Here is a 26,131-nt window from a genome sequence, read left to right on the forward strand (position 1 = left end):
CCCCGGCGGGTATGCGTCGGTGTTCCCGTCCGGGCCTGTGGTGGAGGCGCCTCTCCCGGTGTCTGGCGTGGAATCCGAAAGATGTTGTCGCACAATAAGGCAACGTGATCTGACGGTGCCGGCGCGGTGCGGTCCCGGAGCTGCTGCGGTGGTCGGCGCCCGGTGGAGGGCGGCACTGTGGCGCGAACCACTTTTCTAAGAATCCGAATAAGCTTTCAGCAAATTCTCAGCGCTCTATCTAACCATGAAAACGTCGATGTAAGCAGGACCTCAGCAAACATGGATGCCGGTACGGTTCATACTGTGATCCATCGCTCATCACCGCGCGGGCTGCGGCGGTCCGCTGAAAAACGAAGCGTGCCAGAGTTATTCGTCCGGAACGGCGGCATTGGCGTACGCCCCGGGTATGAGAACCGGCGAACCAAGTTAGGTAGTGCTAAGTTGGCATGTCGGCGGCGTTTTGTCATATCGTTTTCAGCACTTGAGGCGTGTGGGACAAGGGCCGTCGTTCAGTGCTGCACGAAGGCGCTCCATCGCCAAGACCGGCCAGCGCTCCCGTTCATGGATGTCGTGTTCATCGTCTCCATCGGGGTGTGTGCACACAAATAAGGTAGGTGGGAATGGCGCCCGAAAAGCAAGGGCTCTACAACCCCGCGTTCGAGCACGATTCGTGCGGCGTGGCGATGGTGGCCGATATGCACGGGCGCCGCAGCAGGGACATCGTCGAGAAGGCGATCACCGCGCTGCTCAACCTCGAACACCGCGGGGCGCAGGGCGCCGAGCCCAACACCGGCGACGGCGCCGGCATTCTGCTGCAGGTGCCCGACGAGTTCCTCCGCGCCGTCTGCGACTTCGAGCTGCCGGAGCCGGGCAGCTACGCGACCGGCATCGCCTTTCTTCCGCAGTCGTCCAAGGACGCCGCGACCGCCTGCGAGTCCGTCGAGAAGATCGCCGAGGCCGAGGGGCTGCAGGTGCTCGGCTGGCGCGACGTCCCCACCGACGACTCGTCGCTCGGGGCGCTGGCTCGTGACGCGATGCCGACCTTCCGGCAGGTGTTCCTGAGCGGCGCCAGCGGGATGGATCTCGAGCGCCGCGCCTACGTGGTCCGCAAGCGGGCCGAACACGAACTCGGCACCAAGGGCCCCGGTCAGGACGGACCCGGTCGCGAGACCGTCTACTTCCCGAGCTTGTCCGGGCAGACGTTCGTCTACAAAGGCATGCTCACCACCCCGCAGCTCAAGGCGTTCTACCTCGACCTGCAGGACGAGCGGCTGACCAGCGCGCTGGGCATCGTGCACTCGCGGTTCTCCACCAACACGTTCCCGTCCTGGCCGCTGGCCCACCCGTTCCGCCGCGTCGCGCACAACGGCGAGATCAACACCGTCACCGGCAACGAGAACTGGATGCGCGCCCGCGAGGCGCTCATCAAGACCGACGTCTTCGGTGGTCAGGACCTGGACAAGGTGACCCCGATCTGCACACCGGGTGCGTCGGACACCGCACGTTTCGACGAGGTGCTCGAACTGCTGCACCTGGGCGGACGCAGCCTGCCGCACGCCATGCTGATGATGATCCCCGAGGCGTGGGAACGGCACGAGAGCATGGATCCGGCGCGACGCGCCTTTTACGAGTTCCACGATTCGCTGATGGAGCCGTGGGACGGTCCGGCTTCGGTGTGCTTCACCGACGGCACCGTGATCGGCGCCGTGCTCGACCGCAACGGTCTGCGTCCGTCGCGCATTTGGGTGACCGCGGACGGCCTGGTCGTGATGGCGTCGGAGGCCGGCGTGCTCGACATCGACCCCGCCACCGTGGTGCAGAAGCTGCGGCTGCAGCCGGGCCGGATGTTCCTCGTGGACACCGCGCAGGGCCGGATCGTCTCCGACGAGGAGATCAAGGCCGAGCTGGCCGCCGAGCACCCGTACCAGGAGTGGCTCGACGCCGGGTTGTTCGACCTCGACGAGCTGCCGCCCGGGGACTACGTCCGGATGCCGCACCACCGCGTGGTGCTGCGCCAGCAGATCTTCGGCTACACCTACGAGGAACTGAACCTGCTGGTCGCCCCGATGGCGCGCACCGGCGCCGAAGCGCTGGGCTCGATGGGCACCGACACCCCGATCGCGGTGCTCTCGGCGCGTCCGCGGATGCTCTACGACTACTTCCAGCAGCTGTTCGCCCAGGTCACCAACCCTCCGCTGGACGCCATCCGCGAAGAGGTGGTCACCAGCCTGCAAGGGGCGGTGGGGCCCGAGGGCGACCTGCTCAACCCCGGTCCCGAGTCGTGCCGGCAGATCGTGCTGGCACAGCCCATCCTGCGCAACGCCGAGCTGTCCAAGCTGATCTGTGTCGACCCCGACCATGAGATCCGCGGCAACAAGCACGGGATGCGCGCCGCGGTCATCCGCTGCCTGTACCCGGTCAACCGGGGCGGCCAGGGCCTCAAGGAAGCGCTCGACAACGTGCGCGCAAAGGTCTCGGCGGCCATCCGCGACGGTGCGCGCATCATCGTGCTGTCCGACCGCGAGTCCAACGAGCAGCTGGCGCCGATCCCGTCGCTGCTGTCGGTATCGGCCGTGCACCACCACCTGGTGCGGGAGCGCACCCGCACCCAGATCGGGCTCGTCGTCGAAGCCGGTGACGCCCGCGAGGTGCACCACATGGCCGCGCTGTGCGGCTTCGGCGCCGCGGCGATCAATCCGTACATGGCCTTCGAGTCGATCGAGGACATGATCGAGCGCGGCGTGATCGGCGGGGATGGCAGCGGCCTGACCAGTGATCAAGCCAAGAACAATTACGTCAAGGCCGCCGGCAAGGGCGTGCTGAAGGTGATGTCCAAGATGGGCATCTCCACGCTGGCGTCCTACACCGGTGCCCAGCTGTTCCAGGCCATCGGCATCAGCCAGAAGGTGCTCGACGAGTACTTCACCGGGCTGGCCTGCCCGGTCGGCGGCATCGATCTCGACGACATCGCCGCCGACGTCGCCGCGCGCCATGCGCTGGCCTTCCTGGACCGGCCCGACGAGCGCGCCCACCGCGAGCTCGAGGTGGGCGGCGAGTACCAGTGGCGCCGCGAGGGCGAGTACCACCTGTTCAATCCCGACACGGTGTTCAAGCTGCAGCACTCCACCCGCACCGGACAGTATTCGATCTTCAAGGAGTACACCGCGCTGGTCGACGACCAGAGTGAGCGCATCGCCTCGCTGCGCGGACTCCTCAAGTTCCGTGACGGTGTCCGCCAGCCGGTGCCCCTCGACGAGGTCGAGCCGGCCAGCGAGATCGTCAAGCGGTTCTCCACGGGTGCGATGAGCTACGGCTCGATCTCCGCCGAAGCCCACGAGACCCTGGCGATCGCGATGAACCGCCTGGGCGGGCGGTCCAACTCCGGTGAGGGTGGCGAGGCGGTCGACCGCTTCGACCCCGACGAGAACGGGGACTGGCGGCGCAGTGCGATCAAGCAGGTGGCCTCGGGTCGCTTCGGTGTCACCAGCCACTACCTGAGCAACTGCACCGACATCCAGATCAAGATGGCCCAGGGCGCCAAACCCGGTGAGGGCGGACAGCTTCCGGGGCACAAGGTGTATCCGTGGGTGGCCGAGGTGCGGCACTCCACGCCCGGAGTCGGGTTGATCTCCCCGCCGCCGCACCACGACATCTACTCGATCGAGGATCTCGCGCAGCTGATCCATGACCTGAAGAACGCCAACCCGCAGGCTCGGGTGCACGTCAAGCTGGTCTCCGAGAACGGCGTCGGCACGGTCGCGGCCGGCGTCTCCAAGGCCCACGCCGACGTTGTGCTGATCTCCGGGCACGACGGCGGCACCGGCGCGACGCCGCTGACGTCGATGAAGCACGCCGGCGCGCCGTGGGAGCTGGGGCTGGCCGAGACGCAGCAGACGCTGCTGCTCAACGGGCTGCGCGACCGCATCGTGGTGCAGGTCGACGGGCAGCTCAAGACCGGTCGCGACGTGGTTGTCGCGGCACTGCTCGGCGCCGAGGAATTCGGGTTCGCGACGGCGCCGCTGGTGGTGTCGGGCTGCATCATGATGCGGGTGTGCCACCTCGACACCTGCCCGGTGGGCGTGGCCACGCAGAACCCGATCCTGCGCCAGCGTTTCGCGGGTAAGCCCGAGTTCGTGGAGAACTTCTTCATGTTCATCGCTGAGGAAGTCCGGGAACTGATGGCGCAGTTGGGCTTCCGCACCGTCAACGAGATGGTCGGACAGGTCGGCGCGCTGGACACCACCCAGGCGGCGGAATACTGGAAGGCCCACAAGCTGGACCTCTCGCCGGTGCTGCACGAGCCCGAGTCGGCATTCATGAACCAGGACCTGTACTGCAGCTCCCGGCAGGACCATGGGCTGGACAAGGCGCTCGACCAACAACTGATCGTGCAGTGCCGCGAGGCACTCGACAGCGAGTCGCCCGTCCGCTTCTCGACGACGATCAGCAACGTCAACCGCACCGTCGGCACGATGCTGGGTCACGAGGTCACCAAAGCCTATGGCGGTCAGGGGCTTCCCGACGGGACCATCGACATCACCTTCGACGGCTCGGCAGGCAACAGCTTCGGCGCCTTCCTGCCCAAGGGCATCACGCTGCGGGTCTACGGCGACGCCAATGACTATGTCGGCAAGGGACTCTCCGGCGGGCGGATCGTCGTCCGGCCGTCGGACAGCGCACCGGCGGACTACGTCGCCGAGGACAACATCATCGCCGGCAACGTGATCCTGTTCGGCGCCACCAGCGGGCAGATGTTCCTGCGCGGACAGGTCGGCGAACGGTTCGCGGTCCGCAACTCCGGGGCGCACGCCGTGGTCGAGGGCGTCGGTGACCACGGGTGCGAGTACATGACCGGCGGGCGGGTGGTGATCCTCGGCCAAACCGGTCGGAACTTCGCCGCCGGCATGTCGGGCGGGATCGCCTACATTTACGACCCCGCGGGCACGCTCGAACGCAATCTCAACGCCGAGATGGTGAACATCGAAGACATGGGCGGCGTGGAGTCCGAGGACTCCGTGTACGTCCACGACATGATCCAGGCGCACGTCGACGCCACCGATTCTGCGGTGGGTCAACGGATCCTGGCAGGATGGAACAGCGAATTGGCGAACTTCAAGAAGGTCATGCCGCGCGACTACCGGCGCGTACTGGAAGCGATCGCGGAGGCGGAAGCCAAGGGCGCCGACCAGGACGGTATTGCCGAGGCGATCATGGCGGCCGCCAATGCCTGATCCCCGCGGCTTCATGAAGTACACCCACCGGGAGACGCCGCAGCGGCGTCCGGTCGACCTGCGGTTGCGCGACTGGAAAGAGGTCTACGAAGAGTTCAGCCCGGACACGCTGAAGGTGCAGGCAAGCCGTTGCATGGACTGCGGAATCCCGTTCTGCCACAACGGCTGTCCGCTGGGCAATCTGATCCCGGAGTGGAATGACCTGGTCCGCACCGATCGCTGGCACGAAGCCATCGAGCGGTTGCATGCCACCAACAACTTCCCGGAGTTCACCGGCCGGCTGTGTCCCGCGCCGTGTGAGGGCTCCTGTGTCCTGGGCATCAACCAGGATCCGGTCACGATCAAGCAGGTCGAGGTCGAGATCATCGACAGGGCTTTCGACGAGGGCTGGGTCGTGCCGCTGCCGCCCGACCGGCCGACCGGCAAGAAGGTCGCCGTCATCGGTTCGGGGCCGGCCGGACTGGCCGCGGCTCAACAGCTGACCCGGGCCGGACATCAGGTCACCGTGTTCGAGCGCGACGACCGCATCGGCGGGCTGCTGCGCTACGGCATCCCCGAGTTCAAGATGGAGAAGCGCCACATCGACCGGCGCCTGGACCAGATGCGGGCTGAGGGCACCGAGTTCTGCACCGGCGTCAACGTCGGTGTCGACATCACCGCGGCGCAGCTGCGCGCGGACTTCAACGCGGTGGTGCTGGCCGGAGGTGCGACCGCACGTCGGGACCTGCCCATCCCGGGCCGCGAGCTCACCGGTATCCATCAGGCGATGGAGTACCTGCCGTGGGCCAACCGCGTGCAGTTGGGCGACCCGGTCGTCGACGCCGACGGCCAGCCGCCGATCACGGCCAAGGGCAAGAAGGTCATCATCATCGGCGGTGGCGACACCGGTGCGGACTGCCTGGGCACGGCGCACCGCCAGGGCGCGGCCAGCGTGCACCAGTTCGAGATCATGCCGCGGCCGCCGGAGACCCGCGCGGACTCCACGCCGTGGCCGACCTATCCGCTGATGTACCGCGTCAGCTCCGCCCACGAAGAGGGCGGCGAGCGGGTCTACTCGGTCAACACCGAAGCGTTCTTCGGCGAGGACGGGCACGTCAAGGGCCTGCGCGGGCACGAGGTCGTGATGAAAGACGGCAAGTTCGAGAAGGTCGAGGGCACCGACTTCGAGATGGAAGCCGATCTGGTGCTGCTGGCGATGGGCTTCACCGGCCCGGAGCGCGAGGGTCTGCTCACCGACCTCAAGGTCGAGATCAACGAGCGGGGCAACGTCTCCCGCGACGACGCATTCGCCACCTCAGTGCCGGGCGTCTACGTCGCCGGTGACATGGGCCGCGGTCAGTCGCTGATCGTGTGGGCGATCGCCGAGGGCCGGGCTGCGGCCGCGGCGGTCGACGAGTACCTGATGGGCAGCTCCGCACTGCCCGCGCCGATCAAGCCGACGGCCGTCCCGCAGCGCTGAACGCGCCGTTCCTCGGCGCCGAGTGTGCGCTGGGGGCGGTCTGGCGCGCCGAGTGTGAGCTGAGGGCGGTCTGAAGCGCCTTGATCTCAAGTGGTCGCTGCAACACCTGAGCTTATGGAGGGTTGTTGCTCGATGGGGTTTCGGATGCATGGCTGCAAACAAGTGCCAGAGTCTGTCCGCGAGGTGTTCTTCGCAACGTTGAGGTCGGGGGTGTCGCCGACGGCGGCGGCGACAGTGGCCGGGGTGGCTGGTGCCACGGGTCGCAAATGGGCCAGAGACGCCGGTTATCAGACCACTAAGAAGCATTACGGCACACGGTATTCGCAAGAGGCTCGGGACGCGTTTTGGACCGCGTTGCGGTCGGGGTCCTCGCCGACGCAGGCCGCGGTGTTCGCCGGCGTGTCGGAGCACACGGCCCTGCGGTGGGTCCAACAGGCTGGTTACGTGCCCAGAACACCTCTTGCTGTGGTTAGCGATCTCGACACCGCGTCATCACCGGCAGGGCCGATGTCGTTTCTTGAACGCTGTCGGTTAGAAGAACTGCTGGAGACGGGGCATTCACCGGCTCGGGCCGCAGCATTGCTGGGGCGACATCGGTCCACGATCAGTCGTGAGACCCGTCGCGGGCAGACCGCCTCGGGATACCGGGCGCGCGTCGGGCAGGGCAGCGTTGAGGCCCACGCCAAACGTCCCAAGCCACGCAAACTCGACACCAACCCCGTCCTGCTCGACCAGGTTGTGCAACGCTTGAAGCATCGGCACAGCCCCGAGCAGATCGCGGGCCGGCTGCGCGAAGAGTTCCCCGACGACCCGGAGATGTGGGTGTCGCACGAAACGATTTATCAGTCCATGTATGTCCAGCCTCGCGGGGAGCTTGCCCGGCTGGTCAAGACCGCGCTACGCACCGGCCGCACTCAACGAAAACCACAGGGCCGCACCCCTACTGGCACCGGAAAGCTCAAGGGCATGGTCAACATCAGCCAGCGACCTGCTGAAGCTGACGACCGCGCGATCCCGGGTCATTGGGAAGGCGATCTGATCCTGGGCAGTACCGCCTCGGGCTCAGCGATCGGCACCATGGTCGAACGCACCACCGGGTTCGTGGTGCTGCTGCATCTGCCCGCCGATCGCACCGCAGCCACCCTGGCCGAGGCCATGTCGGCCAAGATCCCCGAAATCCCCGAAATCCTGCGCCGCTCACTGACCTGGGACCAAGGCAGCGAGATGGCATTGCACACCAAGATCACCGAAGCCACCGGCCTGCCGATCTACTTCTGCGACCCGCACAGCCCCTGGCAGCGCGGCACCAACGAAAACACCAACGGACTCTTGCGGCAGTACTTTCCCAAAGGCACCGACCTGTCCTTTTACGGCCCCGGCTGGCTAGACGAGGTCGCCGCCGAACTCAACGCCCGACCCCGCAAACGCCACAACTGGCGCACCCCCGCCGAGGAACTTAACCGGCTACTCTCAGACCCGTCCACATTTGTTGCAACGACCGCTTGAATCCAAGCGCCGGTTTCCGCCCTGGCCGCACGCTCGCGGGCGTGGGCCGGTTTAAATCACTCCAGTCACTTCTGCCCCATAGGCCACATCAGAAACTTTCGCAACTCGAACCGGCGAGTCGTGGGTAGTTTGCCAGCTCGCAGGTGTCTAATGACTTCGGTGAGGGGGCTGCGGTAAGGTGGCTCCACGGTTCAGCAATCTGGTAAACCTCGGGAGTTATCACCGTGTATATCAACCCGATAGCTCGGACCCGAATGGGTCGAATTGCCTGGTCATTGCTTCGTCATCCTGTCAAAAGCCGTGAGTTCCCCGCGAAGGCGGAGCGGCTGATCACCGCTGACGAACTGCTCAGATACGGCGTCTAGCGAACGCTGACCGCGATCAGTCACACGGGTGACGGCGGGTTTGCCCAACTGTTATCGATCTGTGACCCGGTTACGACGGTTTGCTCAGCAGGCCTGACTGGCTGATCGCCGCGGCCAGCGGTTCCAGCACCGCCACGTGGTGCGGCGCGGGCAGGTAGATGATCGCCAGGTCCAGACCTTCAGCGCCCAACGCGGCCGCCTCGTCGACGGCCCGGCCGACATCCAGGTCGGCGCTCAACCGCACGTGCGCGGAGGTCATGATCTCCGCCGGATCCCGCCCCACATCTGCGCAGTGGCGGGCCAGGACCTCGCGCTTGTGGGCGAACTCCGCTGGTGTGCCGCCGACGAAGTTCCAGTGATCGGCGTATCGCGCCGTGATCCGCAGCGTGCGTTTCTCTCCGCTGCCGCCGATGCAGATCGGCGGGTGCGGCCGTTGTGGCCCCTTCGGCTCGTTCCGGGCGTCGGTGAGCTGATAGAACCTGCCGTGGAATGTGGTCGTCTCCTCCGCGAGCAGCCCCTTGAGCACCTGACAGGCCTCCTCGAAGCGATCGAAGCGGTCTCTGACCGTGCCGAGTTCGATCCCGTAGGCCTGTGACTCCTCCTCGTTCCAGCCGGCGCCGATGCCCAGTTCCAGGCGGCCGTCGGAGACGATGTCGAGGGCCGACGCCATGTTGGCCAGCACCGCGGGATGCCGGTAGTGGATGCCGGTCACCAACACCCCGATCCGCAGCCGCGCGGTGGCCTGGGCCAGCGCGGTCAGCGTGACCCAACCCTCCAGGCACGGGCCTGCCGGGTCGGAGAAAATCGGATAGAAGTGGTCGAAGGTCCAGCCCGAATCGAACACGTCGATGTCGTCGGCGAACTGCCACACTGCAAGCATGTCTTTCCAGGTGGTGTTCTGCGGCGAGGTCTTGAACGCGAATCTCACTTCATCGACTGTAGGCCGATGAGTTCGGCGGGCGGCGGCGGTCAGTACCGACATGATCGATCTGACGCAGGCCTGTTCCCGCACCGCCGCCGTACTCGGGCAGGTGGGTGAGCACCAATTGCGCGCTGCGACGCCGTGTTCCGACATGGATCTCGCCGCACTGATAGCTCACGTGGGTGGTCTGGCGCCGGCGTTCACCGCGGCCGCCCGCAAGGAGTTCGGACCGCTCACCGACACACCGCCGCACCTGGTGGAACAGCCCGACGAGGGGTGGCGGCAGCTCTACCCGGCGCGGCTGGCCGAGCTGGCGCAGGCGTGGCGGGATCCGGCCGCGTGGGAGGGGATGTCGCGTGCCGGTGGCGTCGATTTTCCCGCCGAGCTCGGCGGGCTGATCGCGCTGAGCGAAGTCGTGGTGCACGGGTGGGACGTCGCCGCCGCGGCCGGGCTGCCCTACACCGTCGACGACGGGGTACTCCAGGTGCTGTTGCCCCATGTGTCGGCTTTCGCCGCCGATCCCGTCGAGGGCTTGTTCGACGCCCCGGTCCCGGTGCCCGACGACGCGCCGCTGCTCGACCGGGTGTTGGCGCTGACCGGCCGGGACCCGGCGTGGTCTGCCGGTTGACTCAGTGCGGCTGACCCCGGGCGTGCGTCCGGGCGTGCGTGATCGCCTCATCAAGGGTGTCCACCAGGTGGTTCTCGTGGCGCAGGGTTTCGAAGACGCCGACGTTGGCCAGTAGCGCGGCGTGTTCGGGCCGCACCCCTTTGATGATCACGGTGATGCCCCGCGACTCCAGTTCGGTGCAGATCTGCGCCAGGGTGTTGGCGCCGGTGGCGTCGAGCATCCCGAGCTGGGACATCCGGATGATCACGACAGAGGTCCGCGGATGGTCGGCGTCGATGATCGCGTTCGAGATCCGTTCGGCCACACCGAAGAACATCGCGCCGTCGAGCCGCAGCAGGGCGATCTCCTCGTCGCCGGGACGGTAGGGCGCCGGCAGCTCCTCGCGGACCACGCTGCTACGGCGGGCCACGCTGCGCAGCGCGAAGAACGCCGCCACCAGCACGCCGATCTCGACTGCCTCGATCAGGTCGAAGCACACCGTCACCGCGGCCGTCAGCAGAAACGTCACGGCATCGGACCGGGTCGAGGTCAGGATCCGGCGGATCGTCGTCGCCGAGATCATCCGGAATGAGGTCACCATCAGCACCCCGGCCAGCGCCGCCAGCGGGATGGCCGCCACCGGGCCGGTGGCCAGGTAGACGACGCCGAGCAGCAGCAGCGAGTGCACGATCGCCGAGACGCGGGTGCGGGCGCCGGAGCGCACATTGACGGCCGTGCGGGCGATCGCGCCGGTGGCCGGCATGCCGCCGAAGACGCCGGAGGCCATCGACGCCAGACCCTGGCCGACGAGCTCGCGGTCCGGGTCGTAGGGGCCGGTGGGCGACATCGTGGCCGCGACCCGCGCCGAGAGCAGCGATTCGATGGCGGCCAGCGCCGCGATCGCCAGCGCCGCGCCGATCAGATCCCGCAGTGCGCCCAGGTCGACGCCGGGCAGCGCCGGGGCCGGCAGGTGGGACGGCAGCTCGCCGATGGTGGCGACCGAGAGCCCGAGCACCGTCACGGCGAGCGTGGCGGCGACGACGGCGGCCAGCGATCCCGGAATGGCGCGGTGCAGTCGCGGCAGCCCGAGCATCAGGGCGGCGACCAACGCGATCACGCCGAGCGTCTTCGCGGCCTGGGACCAGTCGGCGTGGGTGACGACATGCCACGCGGCAGGCAGGGTGCGCTGCCCGGGTGAGGCGGTGGCGGCGAACGCCGCCGGGATCTGCTGCAGGAAGATGATCGCGGCGATGCCCAGGGTGAACCCCTCGATGACGGGCCACGGGATGAAGGTGACCGCCCGGCCCAGTCCCGTGACGCCGGCGACGAGCACGATGACGCCGGCGAGCACGGTCACCAGGGCGATGCTGCCGAGACCGTGGCTCGCCACGATCGGCGCGAGGATGACGGCCATCGCGCCGGTGGGTCCGGAGACCTGGACCGACGAGCCGCCGAAGACCGCGGCCACCAGACCGGCGACCACGGCGGTGACCAGCCCGGCGGCCGCGCCGACGCCGGAACTGATGCCGAAGGCCAGGGCCAGCGGCAGGGCCACCACGCCGACGGTGACGCCGGCCATGATGTCCCGCCGCCAGGACCGGGGGAGGTCGGCGTAGTCGCGCCGGCTCGGGAGCAGCCGGCCCAGGGTGCGGGCGATCACGGACTGTTCTCCAGGGGCGGCAGCGCCTGGAGGGATTTCAGCTGTTCACGCTGACCGGCGAGGGTGTCGGCGAGGAAGGTGCGGGCGATGACGAGGAGTTCGGACAGCAGAGGGTGGGCGAGCTCGTAGAACACCGCGTTGCCGGTCCGCCGGGCCGTCACCACGTGGTGACGCTTCAGGACCGCGAGGTGCTGGGAGAGCAGCGTGGCCTCGATTCCGGTTTCGGCGAGGATGTCGCTGACCGGGGTGGGGCCGGCGCCGGCCGAGAGGATCTCGAGCACCCGGATGCGCGCGGGATGGGCGAGCGCCTTGAACAGATTGGCCTTGATCTCGTAGAGCGGCCGCTGCGCGTCGGCGGGGAAGCGATCGGGCATCGGCAGACCTTTATGATTTGACGGATTGAATGATTTCTCAATCAGAGTAGCCTCGCGAAGTCCCGAAAGCCGACGAATGTGCCGAGACTCACGGCGCGCCCAGCGCCTGGAGCTGCCCGGCACACTGGTGTCATGGACCCGGTCACCGCGCTGCGCCAGATCGCCTACTACAAGGACCGCGCCCGCGAGGATCCCCGACGGGTGATGGCCTACCGCAACGCCGCCGATGTCGTCGCCGCGCTGACCGACGAGCAGCGCGCGCGGCACGGCGCGGCCAACAGCTGGCAGTCCCTGCCCAAGATCGGCCCGAAGACGGCAACGGTGATCGCCCAGGCCTGGGCGGGCCGGGAACCCGACGTACTGGTCGAGCTTCGGGAGGGCGCGCAGGACCTCGGCGGCGGTGAACTGCGGGCCGCGTTGCGCGGTGATCTGCACGTCCATTCCAACTGGTCGGACGGTTCGGCGCCGATCGAGGAGATGATGACCGCCGCCCGCGACCTCGGTCACGAGTACTGCGCGCTGACCGATCACTCACCGCGGCTCAAGATCGCCAACGGACTGTCGGCCGATCGACTGCGCGAGCAACTCGACGTCATCGACGAGATCCGCGAGAAGGTCGCCCCGCTTCGGATCCTCACCGGCATCGAGGTCGACATCCTCGAAGACGGGTCGCTCGACCAGGAGCCCGATCTGCTCGAGCGGCTCGACGTGGTGGTGGCCAGTGTGCACTCGAAACTGGCCATGGACGCCTCGGCGATGACCCGGCGCATGCTCAAGGCGGTGGCCAATCCGCACACCGATGTGCTGGGGCATTGCACCGGCCGACTGGTCACCGGCGGGCGCGGGATGCGCCCGGAGTCGAAGTTCGACGCCGAGAAGGTGTTCACGGCGTGCCGCGACAGCGGCACCGCCGTCGAGATCAATTCCCGCCCGGAGCGCCGGGACCCGCCCACGCGCCTGCTCGAGCTCGCCATCGACATCGGGTGCGTGTTCGCCATCGACACCGACTCGCACGCGCCCGGGCAGCTCGACTTCCTCGGCTACGGCGCGCAGCGCGCCCTCGATGCGGGCCTGCCTGCCGAGCGGATCGTCAACACCTGGCCGGCCGACGAGCTGCTGGCCTGGGCTTCGTCGTGAATCAGTCCTGACTCAGTCCGGCAGCATCGGCATCTCCAGGCCGGGGTCGCGCCCCACCAGCACTCCGCGGGTCACCGCTGCGTTGCCGTAGCGGCCCCGGATGGCATCCACGGTCAGGTCGATGCCGGTGGTGTCGGGGCGATCGGTGAACGGGAGCTCGAGCTGCTCGGAGCCGTCGCGGTCGATGTTGCCGACCGCGAAACCCACCAACGTCAGGCCACGCTCGGCGATGAGCGGCCGGGCGGCGGCCACCAGTCGGCGCGCGGCCCCGAGAACGACGTCGGTGGACGCGGTGGCCCGCGGCATGGTGTGGGAACGGGTCGCGCGGCTGAAGTCGTCGAACCGCAACCGCAGCACGACCGTGCGTCCCGATCGGCCGGCGGCGCGCATGCGGCGGGTGATCCGGTCGATCAGGTTGACCACGACCGCGTCGAGTTCGACGGCCGACATCGCGCTGCCTCCACGGCCGAGCGCGCGCTGCGCACCCACGGAGCGCCTGCGGGCTCCGGCGACGACGCGGCGCCGGTCGATGTTGTGGGCCAGGGCGTAGAGCTGGCGGCCCATCGCGCCGCCGACCAGGGTGGCCAGCATGCCTTCGCTGAGTTCGGCGACGTCGGCCACGGTCTCGATACCGTGCGCGCCCAGCCGCTCGGCGGTCTTGGCGCCGACCCCCCACAGCGCGCGCACCGGCAGTGGGTGCAGGAACGCCAGCTCACGATCCGGGGGAACCAACAGCAGCCCGTCCGGCTTGGCCTGCTGGCTGGCGACCTTGGCGAGGAACTTGGTGCGCGCGATGCCGACGGTGATCGGCAGTCCGACGCGGTCGCGGACCTGCTCGCGCAGCCGCGCACCGATCTGCACCGGTGTGCCGGCCACCCGGCGCAGCCCGGACACGTCGAGGAACGCCTCGTCGACCGACAACGCCTCCACCAGCGGGGTGGTGTCGGCGAACACGTCGAACACGGCGCGGCTGGCCTGGGTGTAGGCCGACATGCGGGGCGGCACCACGATGGCGTGCGGGCACAGCGCACGAGCGGTCCGGCCGCCCATCGCGGTGCGAACTCCGAAGGCCTTGGCCTCGTAGCTGGCGGCCAGCACGACGCCGCCGCCGACGATCACCGGCCGCCCGCGCAGCGACGGGTCATCGCGTTGCTCGACCGACGCGTAGAACGAGTCGAGGTCGGCGTGCAGGATGCTCGCCGGATCACCACCGGACACGAACACATGTTCGCATCCGCGGGGGACATCTCAGCGGCAGTCGCCGTAAATGCTGGTCGTCCAGATGTGCACCAGGTTGTCGAGCACTCGGTGATCGGGAATGGCCGGTTCGTGGCCGGCGAACGCCGCCGTCATCACCGACTCGTTCATCAGGTTCAGGGCCGTCGACAACTCGATCGCCGGCACCGTCACCGGAGCGTGTCCGTCGGCGCGCTCGGCTTCGATCACCGCGGCGATGTGATCGATCCAGCGCTGCATCGAGCGCGACCACACCTCGCGGGCCGCCGAATTCGTGTTCTTCACGCTGACGGTGGCCGCGCACACCGCTCGATGGGCCCCGAAGGTGCGGACGAAGACGTCGATACCCCGCCGCCAGATCGCGCGCCGGTCGGCGGGCCGGTTGGCGATCAACTCCTCGAGGGCGGTGTCGGCCTCTGCGATCACCCGTTCGAGCAGCGTCAGCAGTACCGCGTCCTTGGACGGGAAGTAGAAGTAGAACGTGGGCCGTGAGATGCCGGCGCCTCTGGCCAGGTCATCGACCGAGATCTCGGCCAGGGAGCGGTCTTCGAGGAGGCGCTCGGCGGTTTCGAGGATCGCCAGTTCCCGATCGTCGCCGGAGGGGCGGGCGGCGCGCCGTCCGCGGGCGGGGCGGGCCTGGCTAGCGGCAGTCACGGTGACGACTTTACATGGTGTTGAAAGTTTCAACAGGGTGTTGACTAGTTCGACACTGCGTTGATAACTTGACGCCATGACCGAATTTGTCGACGTCGTCATCGTGGGAGCCGGCATCTCCGGCATCAGTGCCGCCTGGCATCTGCAGGGTGCCTGCCCGGACAAGAGCTACCTGATCCTGGAGCGCCGGGACCAGCTCGGCGGCACCTGGGATCTGTTCAAGTACCCGGGCATCCGCTCCGATTCCGACATGTACACCCTGGGCTTCCACTTCAAGCCGTGGGCCACCGACCAGTCGATCGCCGACGGACCGTCGATCTGGAACTACCTCAACGAGGCCGCGGTCGAGAACGGCATCGACAAGCACATGCGCTTCGGCCACAAGGTGGTGGCGGCCAATTGGTCGGATGAGCACCAGCGCTGGGAACTGACCGTCGAGCACGGCGGCGAGCAGGTCGAACTGCACGCCGGCTTCCTGTGGGCCTGCAGCGGCTACTACAACTACGACAAGGGCTACGCGCCGGAGTTCCCGAGCCTCGAGGACTTCGCCGGCACCGTCGTGCACCCGCAGCACTGGCCCGAGGATCTCGACTACCAGGGCAAGAAGGTCGTGGTGATCGGCAGCGGCGCGACCGCGATCACGCTGATCCCGGCCATGGTCGACACCGGTGCCGGACACGTCACCATGCTCCAGCGCACGCCCACCTACGTGGGCTCACTGCCGGACAAGGACCCGTTCGCGGCGCGGATGTACAAGCTGCTGCCGGAGAAGGCGGCCTATGCCGCCGCGCGCTGGAAGGCCATCCTGCAGGCCACCGCGCAATACCAGACCGCGCGGACCTTCCCGGACGTCTTCCGCAAGACACTGCGCACCATGGCCGAGCGCCGTCTCCCCGAGGGCTTCGACTACGACCGGCACTTCGCACCGGACTACAAGCCGTGGGATCAGCGGGTGTGCCTGGCGCCCAACGGCGACATCTTCAAGGCCATTCGCAAAGGCAAAGCCGACGTGGTGACCGACACCATCGAACGTTTCACCCCCGAAGGCATCCTGCTGACATCCGGTGAGGTGCTCGAAGCCGACATCGTCATCACGGCCACGGGGTTGAACGTGCAGTTCTTCGGTGGTGCCGAGGTGCGGCGCAACGGCGAGCCGGTCAACCTGGCCGACAGCGTCGCCTACAAGGGCATGATGCTCTCCGGCGTGCCGAACATGGCGTTCACCTTCGGCTACACCAACGCGTCATGGACGCTGAAGGCCGACCTGACCTCCGAGTTCGTCGCCCGACTGCTGCGTTACATGGACGGCCACGGCTACACCACGGTGGTGCCGCGCGAGCCGGGCGCCGACGTGGAGCGCCTCCCGTTCGTCGACTTGACCTCGGGCTATATCCAGCGCGCCATCGACCGGCTCCCCAAGTCGGGGTCGAAGGCACCGTGGCGACTGAAGCAGAACTACCTGCTCGACATCGCGCTGATCCGCCGCGGCAAAGTCGACGACAAGGCACTGCAGTTCACCAGACACCGTGCGCCGGTGGCGACGTCAGCCTGAGACGAGGCCGACTAGTCGTCTGCGGCGACGACCACAACCCCGTCGTCGTCGCTGTAGGCGATGTCGCCGGGGGTGAAAACCACCCCGCCGAACTCGACGGCGACGTCGCGCTGCCCCTGGCCGGTCTTGGTGCTCTTACGCGGATTGGTGCCCAGGGCCTTGATGCCGATGTCGAGCGTGCGCAGTGTGGACGCGTCGCGCACAGCGCCGTGGATGATCAGACCCGACCAGCCGTTGGACCGGCCCAACTCGGCGATCACATCACCGACGAGGGCGGTGTGCAGGGAGCCCGCGCCGTCGATGACCAGCACGCCGCCGTCGCCCGGCTCGGAGAGCACGGACTTCAGCAGCGCGTTGTCCTGAAAGCACTGCACAGTGGTGATCCGGCCGGCGAACTCTGCCCGCCCGCCGAACTGCCGCAACTGCAGGTCGCAGCTGCGGACGTCGGGGCCGATGTCGTCGACGAGGTCAGCGGTCGGACGCGGGTGCACAGTCACCGCGTCAGTATCTCAGTCGTCGGCCTGACCGCCGGCGCGGCGGGCGGCCAGCAGCACCACGATCAGCGCCAGCAGTCCGGTCACCACGGCGACGGTCACCGGTAGCCGTGACGAAGACGGCTCGGCCGGCGCGGCGACCGGCGCCGAGATCGCGTTGCTCGCCGTGGCCACCGTCGACTTGGCTTGTGCGGCAGCCTCTCTGGCGGCTGAGGTCACCGCGTCCTCGGTGGCCGGAGGGACGACCTTCTTCGCCGGCGGTGCCTTCTTGGCGACGGACTTCTTGGCCGGCGCTTTCTTCGCCGGAGTCTTCTTGGCCGGCGCTTTCTTGGCCGGTGTCTTCTTCGCAGGAGTCTTCCTGGCCGGGGTCTTCTTCACCGGCGGGGCCGGCGGATCGGGCTGCGGGGTCGCGGCGTCCGGCCGTTCCTCTGGCCCATCCGGCTGCTCTGCCATGTCGTTGCTCCTTTGAGTTTCTGCACCCGGCAGTGGCCCCCATCATGCCAGGCGACCTGCCGGGGGCGGCATCAGCTCAACCCGTCACGGCCAGCGTCGCGGCTGCCGCCAGCGCCACCGCCATCACCGCGAGCTCGAGGACGGCTCGGCGTCGCGACAGCGCCGCCGTGCTGCGGTGTCCCCGCGCCGCGGGCACCCACACGCTGCGATGGCGCCAGGCCAGGGTCAGCAACACCGCGGTGCACACCACCTTCAAGGTCAGCACGCGTCCATAGCCGGTGCTGAAAAGCGCTCCGGCTGAAGGCAATTGGATGGCTGCGGCCGTCACGCCGGCGGCCAACAGCGCGATCACACACCACAGGGACAGCTGCGAGAAGCGCGGCAGCACCCGCGACCACTGACCCCGGTGCTCGACGGTCAGCGAGAGCGCGGCCAGGGCACCGCACCACAGCGCCGCCGCCAGCGTGTGACCGGCCACCGCGACGCTGCCCACCGGATCACCGGCCAGGTGCCCGCTGACCGAATGCCCGACGAGACCGACGGCCGCGGCTCCGGCGACGACGGCACCGGCGGGCCCCGGCACCGGAGCCAGCACCGCGAGCGCGACGACGAGTGCCGCGGCGGCGATCGTGAGCAACGCGGCCCGCCCGGCCGACGTGGTCGCCAGGAAGTCGGCGGCGGTGTGCCAGCCGACAGTCAGAACCGGTGTGCCGGCCGCGGAAGCGGTGCTGGTCAGGACCCGCGCCAGTTCGGCGACCAGCCAGACCGCTGCAGCGACGACCAGCGGTGCGGCGGCGCGCCGGCGGAGTTCGGCGCGGTACCGGCCGGTGTCGAGTGCCGGCACCACCGCCAGTCCGAGCGTCGTCACCGCCGCGCCGAGGGCCACCGCCCGCACCACCGTCGCACCCAGCGGTGCGGCGGGGTACGCCAGCGCCCAGGCCGTCAGGCATGTCACCACGGCGACCAGCGCGGCGCCGGCCACCGCGCGGGGTCGGGTCACCGCTGGCGCCGGACCGCCCATGCAGCGCCGAGGGTGATCACCACCGCGCCCGCCGCCAGGAAAGGCCACACCGGGAGCCCGTCACCGGAGGCGTCGTCGACCGGGGGAGCGTCCGGAGGCGGCGGTGCCGCCGTCGCCGAACCGGGTGCGTCAGCGTTGGCCCGGAATGACCACGACCCATTGACGACGTGGCCGTCGGCGGAGGTGGCGCGATAGTTGACCGTGTACTCGCCGGCCGGGGCGCCGGCCCGGATCCCGACGCTGATCACGGTGTCGTCGACCCGGGGTTCCCCGTCGCCCCACTGCGCGCCGTCTGGGCCGACCACGGTCATCGCCGCGAACTGCGGCTGCATGGTCTCGCTGAACGTCGCGCTGACGCGTGCCGGCGGCCGTGCCACCTCGGCGTCCGCGGCCGGGTCGGTGCCGACCAGCGCGGCGTGCGCCCACGCGGGTCCGGCGGTGGCGCCGGCGGTGACCAGCAGCACGGCCGCCGCCAGCGCGGCGAGCAGGAAGCGTGGTGCTGCCACCGTGCTCATGACACTCCGAGCCGCGCCATCAGGTCGGCGTCGATTCCGTCGAGCTGTTCGGCGATCGCGGCGTGGGCGGCGCGGCGGCGGGCCGATGGCATGTTCTCGGCGGCGGTGACGGCAGCGGCGAGCTCGCCAAGCCGTTCGGTGACCGCGGCGACGAATTGACGGGTCTCGCTGTCTTTGGGCTTCTTCTCGGTCAGCACCTGCAGCGACTGCTCGGCACCGGCGATCCGCGCCGACAATCCGGCACCGTGCCCGGAGAACTGCCCGAGCTGACTGAGCGGGATGCCCAGCTTGTCGGCACGACGCTCGTCGACCAGCCCGCGCGCGGCGATCGAGGCCCGGTACACCAGCGGTACCGCCACCGGGGCCAGGAGTCGGGTCACCGTCAGCGTGCGGCGGATGCGGCTGGGGGAGAGCAACTTCCCCTCTTGAGCGGCCTTGAGCTGGGTCTGTGCCACCCGCAGTGCGGCGCGGTCACTGTCGCGCTGGGCTTTCAACTGCGCTGCCAGCGCCCGCGACTGGGCCTTCTGTTCGGCCTTGAACCGACGTGCGTCGTTCTTGGCCGACAGCCGGGCCTCGAGCTTGGCCTTGGCCTTGAGCGCGCGAGCTTCGGCCTTGCGGGTAGCGCGGGACTTGCGTCGCTTGAACAGACCCATCCCTACAGCCTCCCGGTTGGTTCGTCGGTGTCCCCGCCCATGATCCGGGGGACGCCGCCAACAGTATCGTTCGTCGCCCGGACCGGATGCGCTCGTCCCCGGCCCCGGGCCTGAATCGACCTTCCCTGCGCAAAACGGCCTGTGCGAGAATCGTCGGACAACCGCTGTGTAGGGCCCTATCCCGGAAGGGCGGTGAGGACGTGGCTTCGCGAGCGCGCTTCACTGCGGCGGCCCTGCTGGCAGCGGGCACCCTCTCCGGGCTGACCGGAGGCACCGCCGGCGCCGACCCGCAGCCGGGAACCGACCGCGCCACCGGCAGCGACACCGCGGATACGGTGTCCGAACGTCGAAGCGCCGCCCGGGCCGAGAAACCGACCGGCGACCAACCCCGTCGGCCGCGCTGCAAACGCCGGGACCCGGAATGCGGTGGGCTCGGCACCCCACCTGCGCCCGAGGCGCCGCCGTCGTCGGACAGCAATGACGGCGGCGGTCTGCCCGGCGTGCTGCCCGGTCGACCTGCCCCGCTGCCCGAGATGCCGCGGATCCCGCCGCCCCTCGGCGAGCCGCAGGTCCCGGACCTCATCGACACCGTCCCCGGGGTCGGTCTGCCGCTGAATTCCCCCGTCGGAGCCCCGATCAGCGTGCCGGTGCTGCCTGTCCCCGCGCTGGCCGCGCCCCGTCCCGCGGCGCCGGCGGGGCCGGGCCCGCGGCCCCAGGCGCCGCCGCCCCGGCAGAGCGCCGGCGACCCGCGACCCGCGCGCGCCCCGGAACCCGCCACGGCACCGGGCGCCACCCCGGCCGCGGGACCGGTGTCCGGGCCGCCGTCGTTTCGCGTGGGTTATCCCGACTATCTGCGCGGCGCCGGGTTGCCGCAGATCGCGGCGATCGCGCTGCCCGGCCTGGCCGGGATACTGGTGCTCACCGGGGCAGGCGGACTGCTCGGATACCGCCAGGCCAAAGCGGGACGCGTGATCGCCGTCCGCGGCGCCACGCGTTTCATGAACTGACCAAACCGCGCACCGGCGAGCGGTGAGCGGCGCATAGTGGACCCGAGGAAGGGGGTTTGATGCCTGCGAGCCGACGCGTCACCCGCGCGGTCAGCGAGGTACTGGATCTGGCCCCGCGGCACGGCGAGATCACGTTGCCACGGCTGGTGCAGGCGGTCAGCGAGGACCGTGGCCGACCGATCGAACTCACCACCGCAGAACTCCCGGCCGGGGTCTGCGGGCAATGGCGGCAGTACAACGACCACGACGTGTTCCTGATCCAGGAGGGACTGCCCGCCTGGGACCGCACGCTGGCCCACGAGCTGGGTCATCTGGTGCTCGGGCACGAGGGCATCCCGGTGGCGCAGGCCGCGCGGGAGAGCACCGAACTCGCCACCTCCGACCTGATCGGTTACATGCTCAATCAGCGCACGGGGTGCATGGGTCCCAACGGTGAGGACCTCGAGCAGGAAGCCGAGGACTTCGCGGCGCTGCTGATCTTCCGGCTGGGACGGTTGCCGTCGGATCGGGCGTCGATCGTGCAAGTGCGCCTCGGAGAGGCATTTGGTTGATCGTCTGGGTCATCGCCGGACTCCTCGGGCTGGCCACCGGCCTGCGCATCGGGTGGGCACTGGTGAACAAGCAGTCCGTGGTCAGTACCGCGATGATTCTGGCGCTGGGCAGCCTCGGCGCGGTGGCGGCCCTGAACTGGCAGCCCTTGACGCTGCTCGTCGACACCGCCCTGGGGTGGCCCAACATCTCGATGGGCCTGAGCCAGGTGGCGCTGATCGGGTGTGCGGCGGGCAGCTGCGTCATGATCACCACCGTGGCGTCGGTGCGCAGCCCGGCAGCCGCGCGCAAGATCGCGATCGTGCAGTACAGCGTCGCCGCCGTCATCGCGACGGCCAGCCTGGCCGCGTTCCTGTCGGCCGGTCGGCAGGCCGAGATGTCGCCGCAGGAGTACCTGCGGCACAACGTCGGGGCCGACGCGATCTCGGTGTCGTGGCTGCTGCCGCTGCTCTATGTCCTGTTGGCGCTGAGCCTGGTGGTGTGGGCCGGGCTGCGGCACTCGAACCGGTCACGCCGCGGCCGGGCGCTGTTCGTCTTCACCATCGGCATCGTGCTGATCGCGCTGGCGCTGGCGTTCTTCCTGCTGCGTGCCGTGGGTACCGGTGCCACGATGCTCGGTATCGCGATGCTCATCGTCGCTGCGGGATCACTGCTGCCGAGCCTGGAGGACTGGTTCGGGGCCCGACGGGAGCTGCGCGCGATCGCGCCGCTGCTCGACGAACTGGGCCGTCGGCATCCCGACGTCGGCATCGGGGTGCGCCCGCGCGGACCCCTGGTCTTCCGGGTGGCCGAACGGATGTCGTTGATCTCCGACGCGCTCTACCTGGAGGCCACCGCCGCGGCGGGAGCCCGCCGGCTGGACCACGACGTCGCCGATACCGATGAGGACGCCCCGTCGGCCGCCGCTGCCCCCGAAGACGCCGGGGAGTCGGCCGGGCGCCCCGAGCCCGACGTATCCGACGAGCCCGACGTGTCGGCCCGCGACCAGGCCGCAACGGTCGCCGGGTGGATACATCAGGGCCGCTCCGGCGACGACGCCGCACGGCACCGCGGTTTCCCCGGTCTGGCGTGGTTGCGTCAGCCGTCCGACTACTCCGACCGCGAGTGGATTCTCGAGATCGCCCGCCAGTACCGGGCGATCGACCGCGGAAAAGGTCAGCCGGCCCCGCCGGTGCGGAAGCGTTCGCCGTTACCGCAGCGCGGTTGACCCGAGCTAATCGAGGTTCTCGCGCCGACGCAGCTCGTCGACCTTCTGGACGATGTCCTGCTTGGCTTCGGCGGACAACCCGACGGTGCGCGCGGCAATCCGCCGGACCCCTTCGTCGCGCATGCCCGCCAGCAGGGTCAGCTCCTTGTCGAGCTTCTCGTAGTACTCGTCGTCAGTGAAGTACGCCGGTTTGATGCGGAAGAAGTTGGCAAGCGCAGCCATTGTCGCCATCGACGGGTTGGTGCGGTTGCCGGATCGCAGCTGCGACAGGTACGGCGCGGACATCGTCACGCCCTCGGCCTTCAGTGCAGCGATCACTTCGGCGGAGGTGTGCGGACCACGTCCGGGCGGGTAGACGGTGTCGAACAGGCGGTTCAAGCGAGCGGCAAACGTATTGCTCATCGGGGCGACCTCCAGGTGAAGCTGAGCGGGTGCTAGGGGCGGCGTATTTGCTGATTATGGTAGCGACAGTTAGGTCGACAACCAAGTGCAAACGGTGGAATTGTTCCTCCGGTCTGTACGTGGCGACGCCGCTGTGTTGTCGACGACGTCGATATGCGCATCTCACAGTTTCGATACGAGGTGCAGCTAGGCAAATAATAACGGCTGGGCAGACGGGACTGTTGCGCCAGTTGAGCGGCCCGGACCGAGCTGGGGCCGGCGGTTCACCCGGCAATGCCAGGTAACGACGGAAGCGGCTGCCTTAAAATTTGCTGAGAGAAGGTCGCGCCCCTCCCCGCACGCCCCCCTCGGACAGGCTCCACGCCATGTCGCGCGGCAAACTCCCAGCCTGGGCAGGTAATCGGGGGTGGAGGAGACTGTCAGTAGCCAGTGGCGGACCGACAGGTGTCAGTTCGGTCACGCACCGGTGACAGATTGCGTCGGTGGCGGCGCCAGACGACAACCGCGATCACGAGCGCCGTCAGCGCCGTCGCGCCGGTGACGCCCAACGCCACCCAGCGCATGCCCAGTGCGCCGTCGAAGAGCAGGAACAAACCGAACAGCAGAAACAGCACGCTGGCCAGCGCGTGCAGAAAGCGCTCGGGCAGGCGCTTGTGCAGCAGCGCCCCGACGGCGATGGCCACCCCGTCGGCGATCACCATGCCGATCGTGGCGCCGATCCAGACTCCCAGCCAGTTGCGGTCACTGGCCAGGGCGACAGTGGCCAGCATCGTCTTGTCGCCGAGCTCGGCGAGCACGAACGACGAGACGATCGCGACGACGACGAAGCGGGGCTCGGCGATGCGGGGCTCCTCGTCGGAGTCGCCGTCATCGCGCCCTTCTCGCCACGTCCACACCGCGAAGAGCAGAAACGCGATGGCGGCCGCGAACGCGATGGGACGCTGCGGCAGCGTCAGGCCCAGGAAATGCCCGATGGCCACCGACAGTCCGTGTACCAGCATGGCCGCGATGCCCACTCCCGAGAGCACCACCCACCAGCGATGCCGCAACGAGTACGTCATCGCGATCAACTGGGATTTGTCGCCGAGCTCGGCGAAGAACACCACCACCAGGCTGACGAGAACTGCAGGAAGCACGGCAGGACCTTTCGACACGCCGCCGACAGGACCGCGGTCCTGTCAGACTTCGGTCGAAGGTCTCGCCCACCACGGTCTGTGGTTCGCCGGCCGGGCTTGCGCCAGTATGTCGACACGGCGATTGGCGGCTACTCCCCTTCGCTTACTTAACCGAGCCTAACCAGTGTCGGCCGAGAATGCCAGTGGGCGAGCCGATTTCGGGTACCCGAACAACTGGTTCGGAGAGGCGAATCGAACACTTCGAATACCCTTATGCGGCAAGCAGCATCGCCAGGATCGCGGTGTCGGGGTGGCTGATCGGATCGACGCCGACACGGCTGACCATCGAGGTCACCGTGCCGTCGGCCTCGGCTTCCACCCACGCCGCACGGTGTTCCAGGCCCAGGTGGGGGAGTCCGGGAAGCAACACACATCCCGACGCCGCGCCGTTGCATTCGGGCAGCGACGGCGTGGTCTCCGACGGCGGATGCAACATCAGCAGTGCCGGGGGCTGGCACTCGGCGAAATGCCCGGGTGGCACGGCGGATTCGCCGACCACCGGACCCTCGGCGAGCACCAAGCCGACGGTTCCCGGTTCGGGGTCGTCGGGCAGCTCCTCCCGTGCACCGAAAATCGTTGTGGTGGAGAGCAACCCGGGCAGGGAGGCGACTCGCACCGCGACCATGAGCAACTGCGCCCATTCCTTGGTGGAATCCGGCCACCGCCCCGACACCACGAAACCCTTCAGGGATCCACGCGAATGAAACGGGGCGATACCGATCGCCCGGCTGGACTCGAAATCCACTTTCGCCTCCCGGCATTCTGTCCGCAATGCCCGACACGACTATGGGTCGATTTGCTCAGAATGCGGTAGGTGCCCGCTGGCACGCAAGTGGACATGACTGCTAACGCAACAAAACCCGGCTCGGTCTAGAGACCGAGCCGGGTTCGTCGAACGGCGGGGGAGAGGGCTCAGGATGGCGGGTAGACGCCCATCTGCTTGCCCTTATCGGTCTGCCAGAAGATGTCGGCGATCTGATCGATGGTCTTGAGAAGGTTCTCGGCGACCGCGGCGTCGAGCGACTTCTTGACGTCACCGGCGCCCTTGACACCCTCCCAGAACAACTGGTGCAGGTTCGGGAACTGCTCGAAGTGGTCCTTGGTGAAGAAGTCGGCCCACAGCACCATCAGATGGTGCTTGACCTCTTCGGCCTGGCGCTCCTTGATGATGATCGCGCGGGTCTTGAAGTGCTCGTCGTCGGAGTCGTGGTACTTCTGGATCGTCTTCAGGCAGGACAGCGCTTCGATCTTGGCCTGCGCGGGATCGTAGACACCGCAGAACAAATCGCAGTGGGCATGGGCGGGGGTCGCGTTGTTGAACAGTCGATGCAGCATGACCCCAACTTACCCTTAGCGTATGCGTCGGCACCATGGGCTCCGGTCCTTGCGATGGCCCCTGTGGTCGCCACGCCGCTTCGTGGTCGTGGAGCACTCGATGGTGCCCTTGCTGCAACCCGGCGACGGGTTGCTGGCAGTGCGTGCACGCGACGTCGAACCCGGTCAGGTGCGGGTGTTCGCAGACCCCCGGGACGGCGCGAGGTATCTGGTCAAGCGGGTCGGCGCGGTGCGGCGTGCCGGGGATTCAGCGACGTTCGAGGCCCGGTCGGACAACCCGGGGGCGCCGGGCGTCACCGACTCGCGGCATTTCGGCTGGGTGCCGGCCGCCGACTCGTATCGCGTGGTCTTGGCGGTGCGCGGCTGGCGGGTCCGCGTCGTGCGAACCCGACCGGTCAGAACAGGATGATCAGGGCCAGAATCCCCAGCAGCACCAGGGCGATCAGGCCGGCCCGCAGCAGTGCCATCAGCTGGCTGCGGGTGTAGGCGCGCGAGGACGATTGCCACTCCGAGGGCGGGAAAGCCGACCCCGAACCCATCGATGACGACATCAAAAGCTCCTCACCTGCACGCTTACTTACCTCCCCCAGTTTGCCCGAGATTCAGTGAGATCAATC

The 26,131-nt window shown here is 68.4% G+C and carries 25 protein-coding genes; 10 read left to right on the forward strand and 15 right to left on the reverse strand.

Annotation, left to right across the window (positions count from 1 at the left end):
- The first annotated feature begins 620 nt into the window (after positions 1-620).
- The 3 genes from gltB to G6N31_RS22390 all read left to right on the forward strand — a co-directional run bounded on the left by gltB (position 621) and on the right by G6N31_RS22390 (position 8,196).
- Complete coding sequence (gene gltB, locus G6N31_RS22380) at positions 621-5,231, forward strand: glutamate synthase large subunit (RefSeq protein ID WP_098004312.1); 4,611 nt, start codon at positions 621-623, stop codon at positions 5,229-5,231.
- Complete coding sequence (locus tag G6N31_RS22385) at positions 5,224-6,690, forward strand: glutamate synthase subunit beta (RefSeq protein WP_098004301.1); 1,467 nt, start codon at positions 5,224-5,226, stop codon at positions 6,688-6,690. The genes gltB and G6N31_RS22385 overlap by 8 nt, the downstream gene beginning before the upstream one ends.
- Before the next feature lie 132 nt (positions 6,691-6,822).
- Positions 6,823-8,196 (forward strand): IS30 family transposase, encoded by a 1,374-nt coding sequence (locus G6N31_RS22390; protein ID WP_163722078.1) that lies wholly within the window; start codon positions 6,823-6,825, stop codon positions 8,194-8,196.
- A 435-nt stretch (positions 8,197-8,631) separates the two neighbouring features.
- Here the strand turns inward: G6N31_RS22390 and G6N31_RS22395 are convergent, their stop codons facing one another.
- The gene (locus tag G6N31_RS22395) at positions 8,632-9,489 is read right to left on the reverse strand and encodes an LLM class F420-dependent oxidoreductase (protein ID WP_098006481.1); all 858 of its coding nucleotides are present in this window, start codon (positions 9,487-9,489) and stop codon (positions 8,632-8,634) included.
- Between the two features lie 52 nt (positions 9,490-9,541).
- Between G6N31_RS22395 and G6N31_RS22400 the strand changes: the two genes are divergently transcribed.
- Positions 9,542-10,111: a TIGR03086 family metal-binding protein gene (locus G6N31_RS22400; RefSeq protein WP_098006479.1), complete on the forward strand. Its 570-nt coding sequence runs from the start codon at positions 9,542-9,544 to the stop codon at positions 10,109-10,111.
- Between the two features lies 1 nt (position 10,112).
- Here G6N31_RS22400 and G6N31_RS22405 read toward each other — a convergent pair whose 3' ends face one another.
- Both G6N31_RS22405 and G6N31_RS22410 read right to left on the reverse strand, forming a co-directional pair.
- Complete coding sequence (locus G6N31_RS22405; RefSeq protein WP_163722317.1) at positions 10,113-11,750, reverse strand: SulP family inorganic anion transporter; 1,638 nt, start codon at positions 11,748-11,750, stop codon at positions 10,113-10,115.
- Entirely contained in the window at positions 11,747-12,124 is a 378-nt protein-coding gene (locus G6N31_RS22410) for an ArsR/SmtB family transcription factor (protein WP_098006477.1), read from the reverse strand. Before G6N31_RS22410 ends, G6N31_RS22405 begins: the two co-directional genes overlap by 4 nt.
- Before the next feature lie 132 nt (positions 12,125-12,256).
- Here G6N31_RS22410 and G6N31_RS22415 point away from each other — a divergent pair, with 132 nt between their 5' ends.
- Positions 12,257-13,261 carry a PHP domain-containing protein gene (locus G6N31_RS22415; protein WP_098006475.1) on the forward strand — a complete coding sequence of 335 codons (1,005 nt, stop codon included), beginning with the start codon at positions 12,257-12,259 and terminating at the stop codon, positions 13,259-13,261.
- A 12-nt stretch (positions 13,262-13,273) separates the two neighbouring features.
- Here G6N31_RS22415 and dinB read toward each other — a convergent pair whose 3' ends face one another.
- Together dinB and G6N31_RS22425 are read right to left on the reverse strand one after the other, a co-directional pair.
- Positions 13,274-14,485 (reverse strand): DNA polymerase IV, encoded by a 1,212-nt coding sequence (gene dinB / locus G6N31_RS22420; protein WP_098006473.1) that lies wholly within the window; start codon positions 14,483-14,485, stop codon positions 13,274-13,276.
- A gap of 24 nt (positions 14,486-14,509) precedes the next feature.
- On the reverse strand, positions 14,510-15,151 hold the full coding sequence (locus G6N31_RS22425; protein ID WP_234815492.1) for a TetR/AcrR family transcriptional regulator: 642 nt from the start codon (positions 15,149-15,151) through the stop codon (positions 14,510-14,512).
- Between the two features lie 76 nt (positions 15,152-15,227).
- Here G6N31_RS22425 and G6N31_RS22430 point away from each other — a divergent pair, with 76 nt between their 5' ends.
- Complete coding sequence (locus G6N31_RS22430; protein WP_098006469.1) at positions 15,228-16,703, forward strand: flavin-containing monooxygenase; 1,476 nt, start codon at positions 15,228-15,230, stop codon at positions 16,701-16,703.
- Positions 16,704-16,714: 11 nt separating this feature from the next.
- On the opposite strand, the gene rraA is transcribed toward G6N31_RS22430, so the two are convergent.
- The 5 genes from rraA to G6N31_RS22455 form a co-directional block, all read right to left on the reverse strand.
- On the reverse strand, positions 16,715-17,200 hold the full coding sequence (gene rraA, locus G6N31_RS22435) for a ribonuclease E activity regulator RraA (RefSeq protein WP_098006467.1): 486 nt from the start codon (positions 17,198-17,200) through the stop codon (positions 16,715-16,717).
- Between the two features lie 12 nt (positions 17,201-17,212).
- Positions 17,213-17,650, reverse strand: a complete 438-nt coding sequence (locus tag G6N31_RS22440) for an Rv3852 family protein (protein WP_098006465.1) — start codon at positions 17,648-17,650, stop codon at positions 17,213-17,215.
- Between the two features lie 76 nt (positions 17,651-17,726).
- Entirely contained in the window at positions 17,727-18,650 is a 924-nt protein-coding gene (locus G6N31_RS22445; protein WP_234815491.1) for a CopD family protein, read from the reverse strand.
- A complete protein-coding gene (locus G6N31_RS22450) occupies positions 18,647-19,186 on the reverse strand; it encodes a copper resistance CopC family protein (RefSeq protein WP_098006461.1) in 540 nt (179 codons plus the stop codon). The genes G6N31_RS22445 and G6N31_RS22450 overlap by 4 nt, the downstream gene beginning before the upstream one ends.
- Positions 19,183-19,839 carry a DUF6474 family protein gene (locus G6N31_RS22455; RefSeq protein ID WP_098006459.1) on the reverse strand — a complete coding sequence of 219 codons (657 nt, stop codon included), beginning with the start codon at positions 19,837-19,839 and terminating at the stop codon, positions 19,183-19,185. The genes G6N31_RS22450 and G6N31_RS22455 overlap by 4 nt, the downstream gene beginning before the upstream one ends.
- 200 nt (positions 19,840-20,039) lie before the next feature.
- On the opposite strand from G6N31_RS22455, the gene G6N31_RS22460 reads away from it, so the two are divergent.
- The 3 genes from G6N31_RS22460 to G6N31_RS22470 are packed head-to-tail and all read left to right on the forward strand — an operon-like array spanning position 20,040 to position 22,602.
- On the forward strand, positions 20,040-20,846 hold the full coding sequence (locus tag G6N31_RS22460) for a hypothetical protein (RefSeq protein WP_098006457.1): 807 nt from the start codon (positions 20,040-20,042) through the stop codon (positions 20,844-20,846).
- A gap of 59 nt (positions 20,847-20,905) precedes the next feature.
- Positions 20,906-21,397 (forward strand): ImmA/IrrE family metallo-endopeptidase, encoded by a 492-nt coding sequence (locus G6N31_RS22465; RefSeq protein ID WP_098006455.1) that lies wholly within the window; start codon positions 20,906-20,908, stop codon positions 21,395-21,397.
- Complete coding sequence (locus G6N31_RS22470) at positions 21,394-22,602, forward strand: hypothetical protein (protein ID WP_098006453.1); 1,209 nt, start codon at positions 21,394-21,396, stop codon at positions 22,600-22,602. The genes G6N31_RS22465 and G6N31_RS22470 overlap by 4 nt, the downstream gene beginning before the upstream one ends.
- 6 nt (positions 22,603-22,608) lie before the next feature.
- Here the strand turns inward: G6N31_RS22470 and G6N31_RS22475 are convergent, their stop codons facing one another.
- The 4 genes from G6N31_RS22475 to sodN all read right to left on the reverse strand — a co-directional run bounded on the left by G6N31_RS22475 (position 22,609) and on the right by sodN (position 25,514).
- Positions 22,609-23,004 carry a helix-turn-helix domain-containing protein gene (locus G6N31_RS22475; protein WP_098006451.1) on the reverse strand — a complete coding sequence of 132 codons (396 nt, stop codon included), beginning with the start codon at positions 23,002-23,004 and terminating at the stop codon, positions 22,609-22,611.
- Positions 23,005-23,423: 419 nt separating this feature from the next.
- Positions 23,424-24,140 (reverse strand): TMEM165/GDT1 family protein, encoded by a 717-nt coding sequence (locus tag G6N31_RS22480; RefSeq protein WP_098006489.1) that lies wholly within the window; start codon positions 24,138-24,140, stop codon positions 23,424-23,426.
- 250 nt (positions 24,141-24,390) lie between these two features.
- The gene (locus G6N31_RS22485) at positions 24,391-24,924 is read right to left on the reverse strand and encodes a peptidase (protein WP_098006449.1); all 534 of its coding nucleotides are present in this window, start codon (positions 24,922-24,924) and stop codon (positions 24,391-24,393) included.
- A gap of 167 nt (positions 24,925-25,091) precedes the next feature.
- Complete coding sequence (gene sodN, locus G6N31_RS22490) at positions 25,092-25,514, reverse strand: superoxide dismutase, Ni (RefSeq protein ID WP_098006447.1); 423 nt, start codon at positions 25,512-25,514, stop codon at positions 25,092-25,094.
- Positions 25,515-25,614: 100 nt separating this feature from the next.
- Between sodN and G6N31_RS22495 the strand changes: the two genes are divergently transcribed.
- A complete protein-coding gene (locus tag G6N31_RS22495; RefSeq protein ID WP_098006487.1) occupies positions 25,615-25,923 on the forward strand; it encodes a S24/S26 family peptidase in 309 nt (102 codons plus the stop codon).
- Here the strand turns inward: G6N31_RS22495 and G6N31_RS22500 are convergent.
- Positions 25,910-26,065, reverse strand: a complete 156-nt coding sequence (locus G6N31_RS22500; RefSeq protein WP_163721968.1) for a hypothetical protein — start codon at positions 26,063-26,065, stop codon at positions 25,910-25,912. The genes G6N31_RS22495 and G6N31_RS22500 overlap by 14 nt on opposite strands.
- Positions 26,066-26,131 lie beyond the last annotated feature (66 nt).

Source organism: Mycolicibacterium duvalii (assembly GCF_010726645.1).
Classification (GTDB): domain Bacteria; phylum Actinomycetota; class Actinomycetes; order Mycobacteriales; family Mycobacteriaceae; genus Mycobacterium; species Mycobacterium duvalii.